We start from the raw sequence: 16,961 nt of genomic DNA, 5'->3' as shown, positions 1-16,961 counted from the left end.
CGTGTTCGGACGTCGCAAGAAGAGTGGGTCCGCCGAGGACGTGGCGGACGAAGCACGCGAGGCCGAGCAGGTCGTCGACGAGCTCGATGACACCGACGCCGCCGAGAGCGCTGCGCGCCGGGTGAATCTCCCGCCGGCGCCGCGGCCGGACGGACCGTGGGACATCGACGAGGTCTCCCAGCCCGGCGAGGGCCGGGTCGACCTGGGCGGCATCTTCGTGCCCGGGGTCGAGGGCATGGAACTGCGCGTGGAGGTCGCCGGTGACGCGATCGTCGCCGCCACCGTCGTGCTGCGCGACAGCGCGATCCAGCTGCAGGCCTTCGCCGCCCCCAAGAAGGAGGGCATCTGGGGCGAGGTCCGTGACGAGATCGCCGTCGGCATCACCAAGCAGGGCGGCATCATCGACGAGCTCGAGGGCCCGCTGGGCTGGGAGCTGCGGGCGCAGGTTCCCGTGCAGCTTCCGGACGGGACGAACGGCGTACAGCTGGTGCGCTTCGTCGGCGTCGACGGTCCCCGCTGGTTCCTGCGCGGAGTGATCTCCGGCCAGGGAGCCGTGCAGCCGGAGGCCGCCGGACTGCTGGAGACGATTTTCCGGGACACCGTGGTCGTCCGCGGTGAGGGCCCGATGGCGCCGCGCGACCCGATCGTCCTCAAGCTGCCCGACGACGCCCAGATGGTGCCCGAGGGCGTCCAGCAGGAGGACCAGGAGGGCTCGAAGTTCTCCGGTGGCATGGGTCAGCTCCAGCGCGGACCGGAGATCACCGAGGTGCGCTGAGGCTCCGTCGCAGCACGAGACAGCTCAGGCCGGTGGGCCGTACTTCCCTTCAGGGGGGTGCGGCCCACCGGCCTTCTGCGTACCTGCACGGCGTACGCGCCGGCGCGTAGGAGGGACACGTATAGGGCGCGTATGCGGCACGTATGGGCGCCGTCAAGGGCATGGTCCTCCCCGTAAGGAAGGCATCAACGCAGGCCGAAGAGGCTTCGGACGGGGGTTTCCTCAAGAAGTCCGAAAATCCGTCCTCATCTAGGAGCACACGGTGGCCGACCTGGCCTTCGTCGTCACCACGATCGCGGTCTTCGCGCTGGTGGCTCTCGTTGCCAAGGGGGTGGCGAAGCTGTGACTGCCGAGAACATTGTCGGCCTGATCGTGGCCGTCGCCCTCCTGGGCTATCTCGTCCTCGCCCTTCTGTACCCGGAGAGGTTCTGAGCCCGATATGAGCCCCGTCCTCGCTGGTGTGCTCCAGCTGCTCGCGCTCGTTGTGGCGCTGGGTCTGGCGTACCGTCCGCTCGGCGACTACATGGCCGCCGTCTACTCGTCGAAGAAGCATCTGCGCGTCGAGAAGTGGGTCTACAAGGCCATCGGCGCCAACCCGGACACGGAGATGCGCTGGCCCGCATACCTCCGTGGGGTTCTCGCCTTCTCCGCGGTGAGCGTCCTCTTCCTCTACCTGCTGCAGCGGGTCCAGGGCAGTCTGCCCGGCTCGCTCGGCTTCGCCTCGATCGATCCCGACCAGGCGTTCAACACGGCGGCGTCCTTCGTCGCCAACACCAACTGGCAGTCGTACTACGGCGAGCAGGCCATGGGCCATGTCGTCCAGACCGGCGGCCTCGCGGTGCAGAACTTCGTCTCGGCCGCCGTCGGCATCGCCGTCGCGGTGGCGCTGGTCCGCGGTTTCGCCCGCTCCCGCACCGGTGAGCTCGGCAACTTCTGGTCCGACCTGGTGCGCGGCACCATACGGATCCTGCTGCCGATCTCCGTGATCGGCGCGATCCTCCTGGTCGCCTGCGGCGCCATCCAGAACTTCTCCGGCATCCACGGAGTCGGCCAGTTCATGGGCGGCTCGCAGCAGTGGAACGGCGGCGCGGTCGCCTCCCAGGAGGCCATCAAGGAGCTGGGCACGAACGGTGGCGGTTACTTCAACGCCAACTCGGCCCACCCGTTCGAGAACCCCAACGGGCTCTCGAACCTCCTCGAGATCTTCCTGATCCTGGTCATCCCGTTCGCTCTGACCCGCACCTTCGGCCGGATGGTCGGCTCCCTCAAGCAGGGCTACGCGATCCTCGCCACGATGGGTGTCATCTGGCTCGGCTTCACCGCGCTGATGATGTGGACCGAGTTTGCGCACCACGGTCCCGCGTTCGACATCGCGGGCGGGGCGATGGAGGGCAAGGAGACCCGCTTCGGGGTCGGCGGCTCGTCGATCTTCGCGGTGGCCACCACGCTCACCTCGACCGGTGCGGTGAACTCCTTCCACTCCTCGTTCACCGGCTTCGGCGGCGGCATCACCATGCTGGGCATGCAGCTCGGCGAGATCGCCCCCGGTGGTACCGGATCCGGTCTCTACGGCATGCTGATCATGGCCATCATCGCGGTGTTCATCGCGGGCCTGATGGTCGGCCGCACCCCCGAGTACCTCGGCAAGAAGATCGGCACCCGTGAGATCAAGCTCGCGGCCTGCTACATCCTGATCACCCCGGCGCTGGTGCTCTGCTTCACCGCCGCGGCGATGGCCCTGCCCACCCCGGTCAACTCGATGACCAACTCCGGTGCGCACGGATTCTCCGAGATCCTCTACGCCTACACGTCCGGCGCCAACAACAACGGTTCGGCGTTCGCCGGCCTGAACGCGGACACCCAGTGGTTCAACACCACCATCGGGCTCGCGATGCTGCTGGGGCGGTTCCTGCCGATGGTGTTCGTCCTGGCCCTGGCCGGTTCGCTCGCCGAGCAGAAGCCCGTCCCGGCGACCGTCGGCACGCTCGGCACGCACAAGCCGCTCTTCACCGGTCTGCTGGTCGGCACGATCCTGATCGTCACCGGTCTGACCTTCTTCCCGGCGCTGGCACTGGGACCGCTGGCGGAAGGGCTGGCGTCATGACCACGAAACTGAAGCAAGAGGACTCGATGTCCACTGTCACCAAGGACCTGGCGCCGCACCAGGACGCACCCGGTCACCGGCCCGAAGGACGTGTCGGTGCGGGGCTGTTCGACCCCAAGCAGCTGCTCAAGTCCTTCCCCGACGCGGTACGCAAGCTCGACCCCCGGGTGATGGTCAAGTCGCCCGTCATGTTCGTGGTTCTGGCCGGGTCGGTGCTCACCACCGTCCTCGCCGCCCTGGACCCCACCGACTGGTTCGGCTGGGCGATCGCCGCATGGCTCTGGCTCACCACGATCTTCGCCAACCTGGCGGAGGCCGTCGCCGAGGGCCGCGGCAAGGCCCAGGCCGACACGCTGCGCAAGGCGAAGACGGACACGGTCGCGCGCCGGCTCGTCGGGACGAACGAGGAGCACGTCCCCGGCACCGACCTGCGCATAGGCGACCTGGTGGTCTGCGAGGCCGGTGACATCGTCCCCGGCGACGGTGACGTCGTCGAGGGTGTCGCCAGCGTCGACGAGTCCGCCATCACGGGCGAGTCGGCACCGGTCATCCGGGAGTCGGGCGGCGACCGCTCGGCCGTCACCGGTGGTACGAAGGTGCTCTCCGACCGCATCGTCATCAAGATCACCACGAAGCCCGGTGAGACCTTCATCGACCGGATGATCGCCCTGGTCGAGGGCGCTGCTCGGCAGAAGACGCCCAACGAGATCGCGCTCAACATCCTGCTCGCGTCCCTCACCATCGTCTTCCTGCTGGCCGTCGTCACCCTGCAGCCGTTCGCGATCTACGCCGGACAGCGGCAGTCGATGATCGTGCTGACCGCCCTGCTGGTCTGTCTCATCCCGACTACCATCGGCGCGCTGCTCTCCGCGATCGGTATCGCCGGCATGGACCGCCTGGTCCAGCGCAATGTGCTCGCCATGTCGGGACGCGCCGTCGAGGCCGCCGGTGACGTGTCGACGCTGCTGCTCGACAAGACCGGCACGATCACCCTCGGCAACCGGCAGGCAGCCGAGTTCGTCCCGGTCAAGGGCGTGACGGAGGCCGAACTGGCCGACGCCGCCCAGCTCTCCTCGCTCGCCGACGAGACGCCCGAGGGCCGCTCCGTCGTCGTCCTGGCCAAGGAGAAGTACGGGCTGCGCGAGCGCCACCAGGGGCAGCTCGTGGGAGCCGAGTGGGTGGGCTTCACCGCGCAGACCCGGATGTCCGGTGTGGACGTCGAGGGGCGCAGGATCCGCAAGGGCGCGACCGGTTCGGTCATCGCCTGGGTCGAGGAGCGGGGCGGCCACGTGTCGCCGGACGCCCGTACGCTCACCGACACGATCTCCCAGGCCGGCGGTACGCCGCTGCTGGTCGCCGTCGACGACGAGCAGGGCGCCCGGATCCTCGGCGTCATCCACCTCAAGGACGTCGTCAAGGAGGGCATGCGGGAGCGGTTCGACGAACTGCGCCGGATGGGCATCCGTACGGTGATGATCACCGGCGACAACCCGCTCACCGCGAAGGCCATTGCCGAGGAGGCCGGCGTCGACGACTTCCTCGCCGAGGCCACGCCCGAGGACAAGATGGCCCTCATCAAGCGTGAGCAGGCGGGCGGCAAGCTCGTCGCGATGACCGGCGACGGCACGAACGACGCACCTGCGCTCGCGCAGGCCGATGTCGGCGTGGCCATGAACACCGGCACCTCGGCCGCCAAGGAGGCCGGGAACATGGTGGACCTGGACTCCAACCCGACGAAGCTCATCGAGATCGTGGAGATCGGCAAGCAGTTGCTGATCACCCGTGGTGCGTTGACCACTTTCTCGATCGCCAACGACGTCGCGAAGTACTTCGCGATCATCCCGGCGATGTTCGCGGTGGTCTACCCGGGCCTGGACAAGCTGAACATCATGCACCTGTCCTCGCCGGAGTCCGCCATCCTCTCCGCGGTGGTCTTCAATGCGCTGATCATCATCGCGCTGGTGCCGCTGGCCCTGAAGGGCGTGCGCTACCGGCCGAGCAGTGCCGACTCGATGCTCAGGCGCAACCTCGGGATCTACGGTCTCGGCGGCCTGATCGCCCCGTTCATCGGCATCAAGATCATCGACCTGATCCTCTCCCTCATTCCCGGAATCGGCTGATCGCGCCATGACTTCCATGAACACCTCCGCAGGAAACACCGTTCGGCTGCTCTGGGCCGGGCTGCGCGCCCTGCTCGTCCTCACGATCGTCTGCGGCGTGATCTACCCGCTCGCCGTCACCGGTGTCGCCCAGGGCATCTTCCCGGGCAAGGCCAACGGTTCCGAGATCACGGCAGCCGGCAAGGTCGTCGGCTCCGAAAGGATCGGCCAGCGCTACGACCTGCCGCTGAAGAAGGGCGAGGAGACCGCGGCCCCGGACCTCAAGTGGTTCCAGCCGCGCCCGTCCAACGGCCTCGGCACCAACAGCGTCAACCCCCAGTACAAGCTGATCCTGTCCGGCGCGACCAACCGGTCCGGCGACAACAAGGATCTGATCGACTGGGTGACTGCCGCCAAGGCCGCCGTCGTCAAGGACAACTCCGTGTCCGGCCACCCGGTCAAGCCCTCGGACGTGCCGGCCGACGCCGTCACCTCCTCCGGCTCCGGTCTCGACCCGGACATCTCCCCCGAGTACGCACAGCTCCAGGTGCGCCGCGTCGCCGAGCGGAACCACCTCGACGTCGCCCAGGTGGAGAAGCTCGTCGACCAGCACACCGACGGCCGGATCCTCGGCTTCGTCGGGGAGCCGCGGGTCAACGTCCTGCAGCTCAACATCGCACTCAAGGAGCTGGTGAACGGAGGCTGATCCTCGGCCGGCCGATGCGCCGGGCCGCCGTGGTCACGCTGCACGGACCACGGCGGCCCGGCGCCGTCGTGTGCCGGGAGCCCGGGCCATTGCCCGTCCATGTGCCTCATGCACATACTGGCGGCCGGCACGGGGACCGACACACGCACGGGGGCGACATGACCGACCGAAGCGGCGCGACGAACACCGGGCAGGGCGGCATGGCCGTCGCCGGGGACCCGGCCCGCGGGCCGATGGTCCGCGTCGAGGACCTGCACCGCTCGTACGGAACCGGCGCGGGCGCCGTCCACGCGCTGCGCGGAGTCTCCTTCGAGGTGGAGCGCGGCGAGCTCGTCGCGCTCAAGGGGCGCTCGGGCTCCGGCAAGACGACCCTGCTGAACCTGGTCGGCGGCCTCGACAGCCCCGACGGCGGCCGGATCACGGTCGGCGGCACGGACCTCTCCGAGCTCGGCGAGAACGGGCTGCTGGAGCTGCGCAGGGACCGGATCGGTTTCATCTTCCAGTCGTTCGGGCTGATCCCGATCCTGACCGCCGCCGAGAACGTCGGCGTACCGATGCGGCTGCGCAAGGCGCACCCGCGCGAGCGCGAGGACCGGGTGGCGCTGCTGCTCTCCCTGGTCGGACTCGGCGAGCATGCCGCGCAGCGGCCCGGGGAGCTCTCGGGCGGCCAGCAGCAGCGTGTGGCCATCGCCCGCGCGCTCGCCAACCGGCCCGCGCTGCTGATCGCGGACGAGCCCACGGGGCAGCTCGACGCGGAGACCGGGCTCGCGGTGATGGAGTTGCTGCGGGCGGTGGTGCGGAGCGAGGGGGTCACGGCGCTGGTGGCGACGCACGATGCGCAGCTGCTGGGGCTGGCGGACCGGGTGCTGGAGCTCAGCGACGGGCACATCGTCGAGCACGCGTAAGGGGGCGGGGGGAAGGGGGCCCGGGTGCTGTGCCGTCCCCGACCGCCGGACCGGCTCGGTTGCGCGGGCCGGATTCCGTCCCGCTGAGCCGGACATTGTGCCGGGCCGGGCGGGATGTGCGCGCAGGCGCGCCGGATCGACCCGACTCGACGCGTCAGAATCCTGTCAATTCAGCCCCCACCCCCACCTTGCGCCCTATTTGTCGCAATTTCTCGGAGTAACTTCGGGAGCGGCTGCCGCATCGGCCGCAGTCGGCTATCTGAAAGACAATGGGGCCATGGGACGCGGCAAGCTTCGGATCTACCTGGGTGCGGCACCGGGCGTCGGCAAGACGTACGCGATGCTCTCCGAGGCCCACCGCAGAGTGGAACGGGGCACCGACTGCGTCGTCGCCTTCGTGGAGCACCACGACCGGCCGCGCACCGAGGTCATGCTGCACGGCCTCGAACAGATCCGGCGCCGCGAGATCGAGTACCGCTCGGCCGTTTTCACCGAGATGGACGTCGACGCGGTCCTGGACCGCGCCCCGGCCGTCGCCCTGGTGGACGAACTGGCCCACACCAATGTGCCGGGCTCCCGCAACGCCAAGCGCTGGCAGGACGTCGAGGAACTCCTCCAGGCCGGCATCGACGTCGTCTCGACCGTCAACATCCAGCACCTGGAGTCGCTCGGCGACGTCGTCGAGTCGATAACCGGCGTACGGCAGCGTGAGACCGTCCCCGACGAGGTGGTCCGCCGCGCCGACCAGATCGAGCTGGTCGACATGTCGCCCCAGGCGCTGCGCCGCCGGATGGCCCACGGCAACATCTACAAGCCGGACCGGATCGACGCGTCCCTGTCCAACTACTTCCGCCCGGGCAACCTCACCGCCCTGCGCGAGCTCGCCCTCCTCTGGGTCGCCGACCGGGTCGACGAATACCTCCAGCAGTACCGCGGCGAGCACAACATCAGCTCCACCTGGCAGGCCCGCGAACGCATCGTCGTCGGACTCACCGGCGGTCCCGAGGGCCGCACGCTCATCCGCCGCGCGTCCCGGATGGCCGCCAAGGGCTCCGGCGGCGAGATCCTCGCCGTCTACATCGCCCGCAGCGACGGCCTGACCTTCGCGTCGCCCAAGGAGCTCACAAGCCAGCGCACGCTCGTCGAGGACCTCGGCGGTACGTTCCACCACGTCATCGGTGACGACATACCCGCGGCGCTCCTCGCGTTCGCCCGTGGTGTCAACGCCACCCAGATCGTGCTCGGCTCCAGCCGCCGCAAGGCCTGGCAGTACGTCCTCGGGCCCGGCGTCGGCGCCACCGTCGCACGCGAGTCCGGCCCCGACCTCGACGTCCACATCGTCACCCACGACGAGGTTGCCAAGGGCCGGGGACTGCCGATCTCCCGCGGCGCCCGGCTGGGCCGGGCGCGGATCGTGTGGGGCTGGGTGACCGGGGTCGGCGGTCCGATCCTGCTCACGCTGCTGCTGACCCGCATGGCGAACGGTCCGGGGCTCGCCAACGACGTCCTGCTCTTCCTCTTCATGACGGTCGCCGCCGCCCTGCTCGGCGGTCTGCTGCCCGCCCTCGCGTCCGCGGCCGTCGGCTCGCTGCTGCTGAACTACTGGTTCACCCCGCCCACCCACACGCTGACGGTGCAGGACCCGCGGAACTTCGTCGCGATCGTGATCTTCTTCGCGGTGGCGGTGGCGGTGGCCTCCGTCGTCGACCTGGCGGCCCGCCGTACCCATCAGGCGGCCCGGCTGCGCGCCGAGTCCGAGATCCTCTCCTTCCTGGCCGGCAGCGTGCTGCGCGGCGAGACCACCCTGGACGCCCTGCTGGACCGGGTCCGCGAGACCTTCGCCATGGAGTCCGTGGCGCTCCTGGAGCGGCAGAGCGACGTCGACCCGTGGACCTGTGCGGGCAGCGTCGGCCCCGCACCGGTCTCCCGCCCCGAGGACGCCGATGTGGACATGCCCGTCGGCGACCACATGGCGCTCGCGCTCTCCGGCCGGGTGCTGCCCGCCGAGGACCGCCGGGTGCTCGGCGCGTTCGCCGCCCAGGCCGCCGTCGTGCTCGACCGGCAGCGCCTGATCGGAGCGGCGGAGGAAGCCCGGCGGCTCGCCGAGGGCAACCGGATACGGACCGCCCTCCTCGCCGCCGTCAGCCACGATCTGCGGACCCCTCTGGCCGCCATCAAGGCCGCCGTCAGCTCGCTGCGCTCCGACGACGTGGCCTGGTCCGAAGCGGACGAGGCGGAGCTCCTGGAGGCCATCGAGAACGGTGCCGACCGCCTCGACCACCTCGTCGGCAACCTCCTCGACATGTCCCGGCTGCAGACCGGCACCGTCACCCCGCTGATCCGCGAGATCGACCTCGACGAGGTGGTCCCGATGGCACTCGGAGGCGTACCGGAGGACAGCGTCGAGCTGGACATCCCGGAGACGCTGCCGATGGTCGCCGTCGACCCGGGGCTGCTGGAGCGGGCCGTGGCCAACATCGTCGAGAACGCCGTCAAGTACAGCCCCGACGGGAAACGCGTCACCGTGGCCGCCAGCGCGCTCGGCGAACGGGTCGAACTACGGGTGGCCGACCGCGGCCCCGGCGTCCCCGACGAGGGCAAGGAACGGATCTTCGAGCCCTTCCAGCGCTACGGCGACGCCCCGCGCGGCGCCGGCGTCGGTCTGGGGCTCGCCGTCGCCCGCGGCTTCGTGGAATCCATGGGCGGCACCCTCGATGCCGAGGACACCCCCGGCGGGGGCATGACCATGGTCCTGACGCTCAAGGCGGTGTCGGGATACGTTCCGGTCGGACCCGATCTGCCCGTGCAGGTCGTCTCGTGAGCACCGACATTCCCTCAGCAGATCGTTTCCGTACAGCAGAAAGGCAGGTCCCGATGACCCGGGTGCTTGTGGTCGACGACGAGCCGCAGATCGTACGCGCCCTCGTGATCAACCTGAAGGCGCGCAAGTACGAGGTGGACGCGGCGCCCGACGGTGCGACCGCCCTCCAGCTCGCCGCCGCACGTCATCCCGATGTCGTCGTCCTCGACCTCGGACTTCCGGACATGGACGGCGTGGAGGTGATCCGGGGGCTGCGCGGCTGGACCCGGGTACCGATCCTGGTGCTCTCCGCCCGTCACACGTCCGACGAGAAGGTCGAGGCGCTCGACGCCGGCGCCGACGACTACGTCACCAAGCCGTTCGGCATGGACGAGCTGCTGGCCCGGCTGCGTGCCTCGGTCCGGCGGGCGGAACCGGTCGGCCAGGACGGCGCCGACGATGTCGTGGTCGTCGAGACCGAGGGGTTCACCGTCGACCTGGCGGCGAAGAAGGTCCACCGCGAGGGGCGCGATGTGCGGCTCACCCCGACCGAGTGGCATCTGCTGGAGGTGCTGGTCCGCAACAGCGGCCGGCTGGTCAGCCAGAAGCAGCTGCTGCAGGAGGTGTGGGGACCTTCGTACGGCACCGAGACCAACTATCTGCGGGTCTACATGGCCCAGCTCCGGCGCAAGCTGGAGGCGGACCCCTCGCACCCGCGGCACTTCGTCACGGAGCCGGGCATGGGCTACCGCTTCGAACGGGACTGAGCGCAGCGCGCGCGACGGGGGACCGGAAGCAGGAGAGAACGGGGGAGTCAACCCCTCAAGACTCCTGCTCGCCCGTCCGAGTGAGACAACGGACACCTGCCCAGGCCATCCGGGCCCGGTACCCTTCGGGTATGAGTGCTGTTCCTCGTTCCGAGAAGGCGTTGAGGCCGTCCGGCCGCTTCCGCCGGATGCTCGACCGGCTGTCCAGCTCCCAGCAGGACCTGGAATCGGAGGAGCTGCAGGAGGACTCGCAGGCTTCGGGCTGCACACGGATCTCCGACTGCAACGACCGCCAGATCGTGAAGGTGACTGGTACCTTGCGGACCGTCACCCTGCGGCCGCGCGCCGGAGTGCCCGCCCTGGAGGCGGAGCTCTTCGACGGCACCGCGCCACTGGACGTGGTCTGGCTGGGCCGGCGCTCCATCGTGGGCATAGAACCGGGCCGCAAGCTCATCGCCTCGGGCCGGATCGCCATGAGCCACGGGCGCCGGGTGCTGTTCAACCCCAAATACGAACTCCGACCGCTCGGCAAGGAGTAGCCGGTGACGTCTCTCGACAAGCCGACGTCCGACACGGACCGCACCACCCGCACCGACCAGCAGAAGGCCGACGCGAAGGCGGTCACGGAAGCCGCCCTCTTCGAGGCGTTCGGCGGCGTCCGCGGGATGGTGGAGACAGTCCTTCCCGGGCTGCTCTTCGTCACGATCTTCACCATCAACAAGGACCTGCACATCTCGGCCATTGCGGCCCTCGCCGTGTCGCTGGTGCTCGTCGTCGTACGACTGATCCGCAGGGACACCGTCAAGCACGCCTTCAGCGGGGTCTTCGGTGTCGCCTTCGGTGTGGTCTTCGCGATGATGACCGGCAACGCCAAGGACTTCTACCTGCCCGGGATGATCTACACCCTGGGTCTGGCCCTCGCGTACATCGTCACGACGATCGCCGGGGTGCCGCTGATCGGCCTGATACTGGGACCGGTCTTCAAGGAGAACCTCTCCTGGCGCACCCGTAACCCCGGCCGCAAGAAGGCATACGCCAAGGCCAGCTGGGCGTGGGGCCTGATCCTCCTCGCCAAGTGCGCGATCCTCTTCCCGCTCTACTGGTGGGCCGACACCACGCAGCTCGGCTGGATCCTGGTCGCTCTGAAGATCCCGCCGTTCCTGCTCGCGGTGTACCTGACCTGGGTCTTCCTCGCCAAGGCTCCGCCGCCGATCGACGTCTTCGCCGAGATGGAGGCGCAGGAGGAAGCCGAGAAGGCCCGTAAGGCAGAGGCCGCAGCGGCCCGCAACACCGAGCTCTGACCGGCAGCGAACGAACGAAGGGGGCCGGGAACCGTCCGTGGCGGTTCCCGGCCCCCTTCGCCGTACGCGCGTCGATCAGTCGCCCGCGGGCTCCCGGCGCACCGACAGCAGATCCTCCAGCTGTTCCTCGCGCGCCTGGGCGGCCACGAACAGCAGCTCGTCACCGGCCTCCAGCGTCTCCTCCGAACTCGGTGTCAGCACCCGCGTACCGCGGATGATGGTCACCAGTGAGGTGTCCTCGGGCCAGGCGACATCGCCGACCTGGGTACCGGCCAGCGCCGACTCCGGGGGCAGCGTCAGCTCGACCAGGTTGGCGTCGCCGTGGCTGAAGCGCAGCAACCGGACCAGATCGCCGACGCTCACCGCCTCCTCGACCAGAGCGGACATCAGACGCGGCGTGGACACCGCGACATCGACGCCCCAGGACTCGTTGAACAGCCACTCGTTCTTCGGGTTGTTGACCCGGGCGACGACCCGCGGCACGCCGTACTCGGTCTTGGCGAGCAGCGAGACGACCAGGTTCACCTTGTCGTCGCCGGTCGCGGCGATCACGACGTTGCACCGCTGGAGCGCCGCCTCGTCGAGCGAGGTGATCTCACAGGCATCCGCGAGCAGCCACTCGGCCATCGGCACCCGCTCCACCGAGATGGCGGTCGGCGCCTTGTCCACGAGCAGCACCTCGTGGCCGTTCTCCAGCAGCTCGGCCGCGATGGAACGGCCCACCGCACCGGCCCCGGCAATCGCGACACGCATCAGTGACCGCCCTCCTCAGGACCCTCGGCGAAGGCCGCCTCGACCTTCGCGATCTCGTCCGTGCGCATCATCACGTGGACGAGGTCGCCCTCCTGCAGCACCGTCTGCGACGACGGCAGTATGGCTTCGCCCAATCGGGTGAGGAACGCCACGCGGACGCCCGTCTCCTCCTGCAGCGTGCTGATCTTGTGCCCGATCCAGGACGGTGTGGTGTGCACCTCGGCGAGCTGTACACCGCCGCTCGGATCCCGCCACAGCGGCTCGGCGCCCGACGGCAGCAGCCGCCGCAGCATCTGGTCCGCGGTCCAGCGCACGGTGGCGACCGTGGGGATGCCGAGGCGCTGGTAGACCTCGGCACGCCGAGGGTCGTAGATACGAGCCGCGACGTTCTCGATGCCGAACATCTCGCGGGCCACCCGGGCGGCGATGATGTTCGAGTTGTCGCCGCTGCTCACCGCGGCGAACGCACCGGCCTCCTCGATACCCGCCTCACGGAGGGTGTCCTGGTCGAATCCGACACCGGTGACGCGGCGGCCACCGAACCCCGACCCGAGACGGCGGAACGCCGTGGGGTCCTGGTCGATCACGGCGACCGTGTGCCCCTGCTGCTCCAGGGTCTGCGCGAGAGCGGCTCCTACTCGCCCGCAGCCCATGATGACGATGTGCACCTTGCGCCTACCTCGCAGTCCTGGTCGTCCGGCTGACCTGCGAAAACACCCTGCTCACACTCTTTCCTCGGCTTGCCGGGCAAACAACGGGGCAACGTTTTCCGGCGTTGCCCGGGATGAGCTTATGCGGCAGCCGGTGCGTTGCCTCATTCGAGTCTGCTTTCGTCACGGCCGTACCTGCAAAGGGGCGGCAGGGCCGAACGTTCGGGTAGCAAAGGGAGGGCCTCCCTCCGCTGCCGGGAGACGTTCGGCCCCGTCCGCCGCACATCCGGTGGCCGAGCGTCACGAATGATTACAGCGTGCTCTCCTCATGAGGAGGCGGCGCAAGGATTCCGTTAAGGATTTTGTGGCTGTTACGACTGACCGCAGGAGATTGCAGGACCACGGGGGTGGTGCGTGGGCGGCCTCCATACGCAACGCTTACGATCCTCTGCGTGTCCAAACTGACCGACGTGCCCAAACGGATCCTGATCGGACGGGCGTTGCGCAGCGACAAGCTGGGGGAAACACTCCTCCCCAAGCGCATCGCCCTCCCCGTCTTCGCATCCGACCCGCTGTCCTCGGTGGCGTACGCACCAGGAGAAGTTCTCCTCGTGCTCTCCGTCGCGGGCGTGTCGGCGTACCACTTCAGCCCGTGGATCGCGGCCGCTGTCGTGGTCCTGATGTTCACGGTCGTCGCCTCGTACCGGCAGAACGTGCACGCCTACCCGAGCGGCGGCGGCGACTACGAGGTCGCCACCACCAACCTCGGCCCCAAGGCCGGCCTGACCGTGGCGAGCGCCCTGCTGGTCGACTACGTCCTGACCGTCGCCGTGTCGATCGCCTCCGGCGTGGAGAATCTCGGCTCGGCGATCCCGTTCGTCGTCGAGCACAAGACGCTCTGCGCCATCGGGGCCATCGTGCTGCTGACCCTGATGAACCTGCGGGGCGTCAAGGAGTCCGGCAAGCTCTTCGCCATCCCCACCTATCTCTTCGTGGCCGGCGTCTTCGTCATGATCCTCTGGGGGGCGTTCCGCGGACTGGTCCTCGGCGAGGGCATGCACGCTCCGACGTCGGACTTCGAGATCAAGCCCGAGCACCAGGGCCTGGCCGGCTTCGCCCTCGTCTTCCTGCTGCTGCGGGCCTTCTCCTCCGGATGTGCGGCCCTCACCGGCGTCGAGGCGATCAGCAACGGCGTCCCCGCCTTCCGCAAGCCGAAGAGCAAGAACGCCGCGACCACCCTCGCGATGATGGGCCTGCTGGCCGTTACCATGTTCTGCGGCATCATCGGCCTGGCCATGGCCACCGATGTGAAGATGGCCGAGAACCCGGCCGAGGACCTGATCCACAACGGCACCGCCGTCGGTTCGAGCTTCGTCCAGGACCCGGTGATCTCCCAGGTCGCGGCCGCCGTCTTCGGCGACGGCTCGTTCCTCTTCATCATCCTCGCCGCGGCCACCGCACTCGTGCTCTTCCTGGCCGCCAACACCGCGTACAACGGCTTCCCGCTGCTCGGCTCGATCCTCGCCCAGGACCGGTACCTGCCGCGCCAGCTGCACACCCGCGGCGACCGGCTGGCCTTCTCCAACGGCATCGTGCTGCTGGCCGGCGCGGCCATCCTGCTCACCTGGATCTACGGCGCCGACTCGACCCGGCTGATCCAGCTGTACATCGTCGGCGTGTTCGTCTCCTTCACCCTCAGCCAGACCGGCATGGTCCGGCACTGGAACCGCCATCTGCGGACCGAGAAGGACCCGGCCAAGCGCCGCCACATGATCCGCTCCCGCGCGATCAACACCTTCGGCGCGTTCTTCACCGGCCTCGTGCTCGTCGTCGTGCTCGCCACGAAGTTCACCCACGGTGCCTGGGTGGCGCTGCTCGGCATGGTGATCTTCTACGGCACGATGACCGCGATCCGCAGGCACTACGACCGGGTCGCCGAGGAGATCTCCGCCGACGAGGCCCCGTCCGACGACAGCATGAAGCCCTCCCGGGTCCACTCCATCGTCCTGGTCTCCAAGCTGCACAGGCCCACGCTGCGCGCGCTCGCGTACGCCAAGCTGATCCGCTCCGACCAGCTGGAGGCGCTCTCCATCAGCGTCGACCCGTCCGAGACCAAGGCGCTCAGGGAGGACTGGGAGCGGCGCGGCATCAACATTCCGCTGAAGATCCTCGACTCCCCGTACCGCGAAGTGACCCGGCCGGTCATCGACTACGTGAAGGGCCTGCGCCGGGAGAGCCCGCGCGACGTCGTCAGTGTCTACATCCCGGAGTACGTGGTCGGGCACTGGTACGAGCACCTGCTGCACAACCAGAGCGCCCTGCGCCTCAAGGGGCGGCTGCTGTTCACCCCGGGCGTGATGGTGACCTCCGTCCCGTACCAGCTGGAATCCTCCGAAGCCGCGAAGCAGCGCGCCAGGAAGCGCGCGGAGTGGAACGCTCCGGGTGCGGTGCGCCGCGGACCGGTGGAGCGCAGGCCGAAGGAACCCAGCAGCAAGAGCTGACACGCTTTGTGGTGAGCGGCCGGACGACACCCACGTAGACTGGTGGGCTGTTGTCCGGCCGTTTCCCTTTGATCCCTGGAGCCACCCCCTCATGCAGAACGAATCCACCTCGCCGAAGGCCGGGGAATCGCTGATCGGGGCGGAGTACGAGGTCGAGGTCGGGCCCGTCGCCCACGGTGGCCACTGCATCGCCCGCACGTCCGAGGGCCAGGTGCTCTTCGTACGCCACACCCTCCCCGGCGAGAAGGTCGTCGCCCGGGTCACCGAGGGCGAGAGCGACTCCCGCTTCCTGCGCGCAGACGCCGTCACGATCATCGAACCGTCCAAGGACCGCGTCGAGGCGCCCTGCCCGTACGCCGGCCCCGGCAAGTGCGGCGGCTGCGACTGGCAGCACGCCAAGCCCGGCGCCCAGCGCCGGCTCAAGGGCGAGGTGATCGCCGAGCAGCTCCAGCGCCTCGCCGGTCTCACCCCCGAAGAGGCGGGCTGGGACGGCACGGTCATGCCGGCCGAGGGCGACAAGCTCCCGAAGGGCGCGGTGCCCGCCTGGCGCACCCGCGTCCAGTACGCCATCGACGAGGACGGCCGGGCCGGCCTGCGCAAGCACCGCTCGCACGACGTCGAGCCGATCGAGCACTGCCTGATCGCGGCGCCCGGCGTCACGGAACTCGGCATCGAGAAGCGCGACTGGACCGGCATGGCCTCGGTGGAAGCCATCACCGCCACCGGTTCAAACGACCGCCAGGTCATCCTCACCCCGAAGCCCGGCGCCCGGCTGCCGCTCGTCGAGCTCGACAAGCCGGTCTCCGTCCTGCGCGTCGACGAACGCGACGGCGGCATCCACCGGGTCCACGGCCGCGGCTTCGTCCGCGAGCGTGCCGACGACCGCACGTACCGGGTCGGCTCCGGCGGCTTCTGGCAGGTCCACCCCCAGGCCGCCAACACCCTGGTCAGGGCGGTCATGCAGGGCCTGCTGCCGCGCAAGGGCGACACGGCCCTCGACCTTTACTGCGGCGTCGGCCTGTTCGCCGGCGCCCTCGGCCAGCGCATCGGCGAGAAGGGCGCGGTCCTCGGCATCGAGTCCGGCAAGCGCGCCGTCGAGGACGCCCGCCACAACCTCCAGGACCTCGACCGGGTCCGCATCGAGCAGGGCAAGGTCGACCAGATCCTGCCCCGCACCGGCATCACCGAGTGCGACCTGATCGTCCTCGACCCGCCGCGCGCGGGCGCGGGCAAGCAGGTCGTCAAGCACCTCACGGGCCTCGGCGCCCGCCGCATCGCGTACGTCGCCTGCGACCCGGCGGCCCTGGCGCGCGACCTGGCGTACTTCCGGGAGGGCGGCTACAAGGTACGGACGCTGCGGGCGTTCGACCTGTTCCCGATGACCTCGCACGTGGAGTGTGTGGCGATTCTTGAGCCGGCTCAGAAGGGCCTCTGACCTGTGGTTCTTCGCATGTTGTCGGCTTGCCCGACCTGTTTCCGGGCAAGCAACGGGTCGCGCGGTCGGCGTAGCTGCGGAGGCGGTCTGACCTGCGAGTTCACCGCACAGCAAGAACGGCATCGGTGAAGTACCGGGCATCGGCGAGCATTCTTGACGCTCAAG

The 16,961-nt window shown here is 69.2% G+C and carries 14 protein-coding genes; 12 read left to right on the top strand and 2 right to left on the bottom strand.

Annotation, left to right across the window (positions count from 1 at the left end; all coding sequences use genetic code 11):
* Position 1 precedes the first annotated feature (1 nt).
* The 10 genes from OG878_RS11015 (at position 2) to OG878_RS10970 (ending at position 11,457) form a co-directional block, all read left to right on the top strand.
* Positions 2–775 carry a DUF3710 domain-containing protein gene (locus OG878_RS11015; protein ID WP_277328823.1) on the top strand — a complete coding sequence of 258 codons (774 nt, stop codon included), beginning with the start codon at positions 2–4 and terminating at the stop codon, positions 773–775.
* 342 nt (positions 776–1,117) lie between these two features.
* Positions 1,118–1,207 carry a K(+)-transporting ATPase subunit F gene (gene kdpF, locus OG878_RS11010; protein WP_037701211.1) on the top strand — a complete coding sequence of 30 codons (90 nt, stop codon included), beginning with the start codon at positions 1,118–1,120 and terminating at the stop codon, positions 1,205–1,207.
* Positions 1,208–1,214: 7 nt separating this feature from the next.
* Positions 1,215–2,879: a potassium-transporting ATPase subunit KdpA gene (gene kdpA / locus OG878_RS11005; RefSeq protein WP_328886613.1), complete on the top strand. Its 1,665-nt coding sequence runs from the start codon at positions 1,215–1,217 to the stop codon at positions 2,877–2,879.
* Positions 2,876–4,999: a potassium-transporting ATPase subunit KdpB gene (gene kdpB, locus OG878_RS11000; RefSeq protein WP_328886612.1), complete on the top strand. Its 2,124-nt coding sequence runs from the start codon at positions 2,876–2,878 to the stop codon at positions 4,997–4,999. The genes kdpA and kdpB overlap by 4 nt, the downstream gene beginning before the upstream one ends.
* A 16-nt stretch (positions 5,000–5,015) precedes the next feature.
* Positions 5,016–5,684 (top strand): potassium-transporting ATPase subunit C, encoded by a 669-nt coding sequence (locus OG878_RS10995; protein WP_328886611.1) that lies wholly within the window; start codon positions 5,016–5,018, stop codon positions 5,682–5,684.
* A gap of 158 nt (positions 5,685–5,842) precedes the next feature.
* The gene (locus tag OG878_RS10990; RefSeq protein WP_328886610.1) at positions 5,843–6,589 is read left to right on the top strand and encodes an ABC transporter ATP-binding protein; all 747 of its coding nucleotides are present in this window, start codon (positions 5,843–5,845) and stop codon (positions 6,587–6,589) included.
* A gap of 277 nt (positions 6,590–6,866) precedes the next feature.
* Complete coding sequence (locus OG878_RS10985) at positions 6,867–9,410, top strand: sensor histidine kinase KdpD (protein WP_328886609.1); 2,544 nt, start codon at positions 6,867–6,869, stop codon at positions 9,408–9,410.
* Positions 9,411–9,463: 53 nt separating this feature from the next.
* Entirely contained in the window at positions 9,464–10,156 is a 693-nt protein-coding gene (locus OG878_RS10980) for a response regulator (RefSeq protein WP_328886608.1), read from the top strand.
* Between the two features lie 131 nt (positions 10,157–10,287).
* Positions 10,288–10,695: an OB-fold nucleic acid binding domain-containing protein gene (locus OG878_RS10975; protein ID WP_277328830.1), complete on the top strand. Its 408-nt coding sequence runs from the start codon at positions 10,288–10,290 to the stop codon at positions 10,693–10,695.
* 3 nt (positions 10,696–10,698) lie between these two features.
* Positions 10,699–11,457 carry a DUF3159 domain-containing protein gene (locus OG878_RS10970; RefSeq protein WP_328886607.1) on the top strand — a complete coding sequence of 253 codons (759 nt, stop codon included), beginning with the start codon at positions 10,699–10,701 and terminating at the stop codon, positions 11,455–11,457.
* A gap of 75 nt (positions 11,458–11,532) precedes the next feature.
* Here OG878_RS10970 and OG878_RS10965 read toward each other — a convergent pair whose 3' ends face one another.
* Positions 11,533–12,210 carry a potassium channel family protein gene (locus OG878_RS10965; protein ID WP_277328832.1) on the bottom strand — a complete coding sequence of 226 codons (678 nt, stop codon included), beginning with the start codon at positions 12,208–12,210 and terminating at the stop codon, positions 11,533–11,535.
* On the bottom strand, positions 12,210–12,878 hold the full coding sequence (locus OG878_RS10960; RefSeq protein ID WP_026242838.1) for a potassium channel family protein: 669 nt from the start codon (positions 12,876–12,878) through the stop codon (positions 12,210–12,212). The genes OG878_RS10965 and OG878_RS10960 overlap by 1 nt, the downstream gene beginning before the upstream one ends.
* Positions 12,879–13,312: 434 nt before the next feature.
* Here OG878_RS10960 and OG878_RS10955 point away from each other — a divergent pair, with 434 nt between their 5' ends.
* The gene (locus tag OG878_RS10955) at positions 13,313–15,361 is read left to right on the top strand and encodes an APC family permease (RefSeq protein ID WP_328886606.1); all 2,049 of its coding nucleotides are present in this window, start codon (positions 13,313–13,315) and stop codon (positions 15,359–15,361) included.
* A 91-nt stretch (positions 15,362–15,452) separates the two neighbouring features.
* Positions 15,453–16,796: a class I SAM-dependent RNA methyltransferase gene (locus OG878_RS10950; protein ID WP_328886605.1), complete on the top strand. Its 1,344-nt coding sequence runs from the start codon at positions 15,453–15,455 to the stop codon at positions 16,794–16,796.
* Positions 16,797–16,961: the final 165 nt, after the last annotated feature.

Origin of the sequence: Streptomyces sp. NBC_00316 (genome assembly GCF_036158715.1) — a bacterium.
Lineage (GTDB): Bacteria > Actinomycetota > Actinomycetes > Streptomycetales > Streptomycetaceae > Streptomyces.
This window is presented reverse-complemented; position numbering and strand designations above follow the sequence as displayed.

Coding starts and splice junctions, on each gene's coding strand:
- OG878_RS10980 (WP_328886608.1), top strand. CDS start 9,464: ATGACCCGGGTGCTTGTGGTCGACGACGAGCCGCAGATCGTACGCGCC.
- OG878_RS10985 (WP_328886609.1), top strand. CDS start 6,867: ATGGGACGCGGCAAGCTTCGGATCTACCTGGGTGCGGCACCGGGCGTC.
- OG878_RS10950 (WP_328886605.1), top strand. CDS start 15,453: ATGCAGAACGAATCCACCTCGCCGAAGGCCGGGGAATCGCTGATCGGG.
- OG878_RS10995 (WP_328886611.1), top strand. CDS start 5,016: ATGAACACCTCCGCAGGAAACACCGTTCGGCTGCTCTGGGCCGGGCTG.
- OG878_RS10990 (WP_328886610.1), top strand. CDS start 5,843: ATGACCGACCGAAGCGGCGCGACGAACACCGGGCAGGGCGGCATGGCC.
- OG878_RS10975 (WP_277328830.1), top strand. CDS start 10,288: ATGAGTGCTGTTCCTCGTTCCGAGAAGGCGTTGAGGCCGTCCGGCCGC.
- kdpB (WP_328886612.1), top strand. CDS start 2,876: ATGACCACGAAACTGAAGCAAGAGGACTCGATGTCCACTGTCACCAAG.
- kdpA (WP_328886613.1), top strand. CDS start 1,215: ATGAGCCCCGTCCTCGCTGGTGTGCTCCAGCTGCTCGCGCTCGTTGTG.
- OG878_RS10965 (WP_277328832.1), bottom strand. CDS start 12,210: ATGCGTGTCGCGATTGCCGGGGCCGGTGCGGTGGGCCGTTCCATCGCG.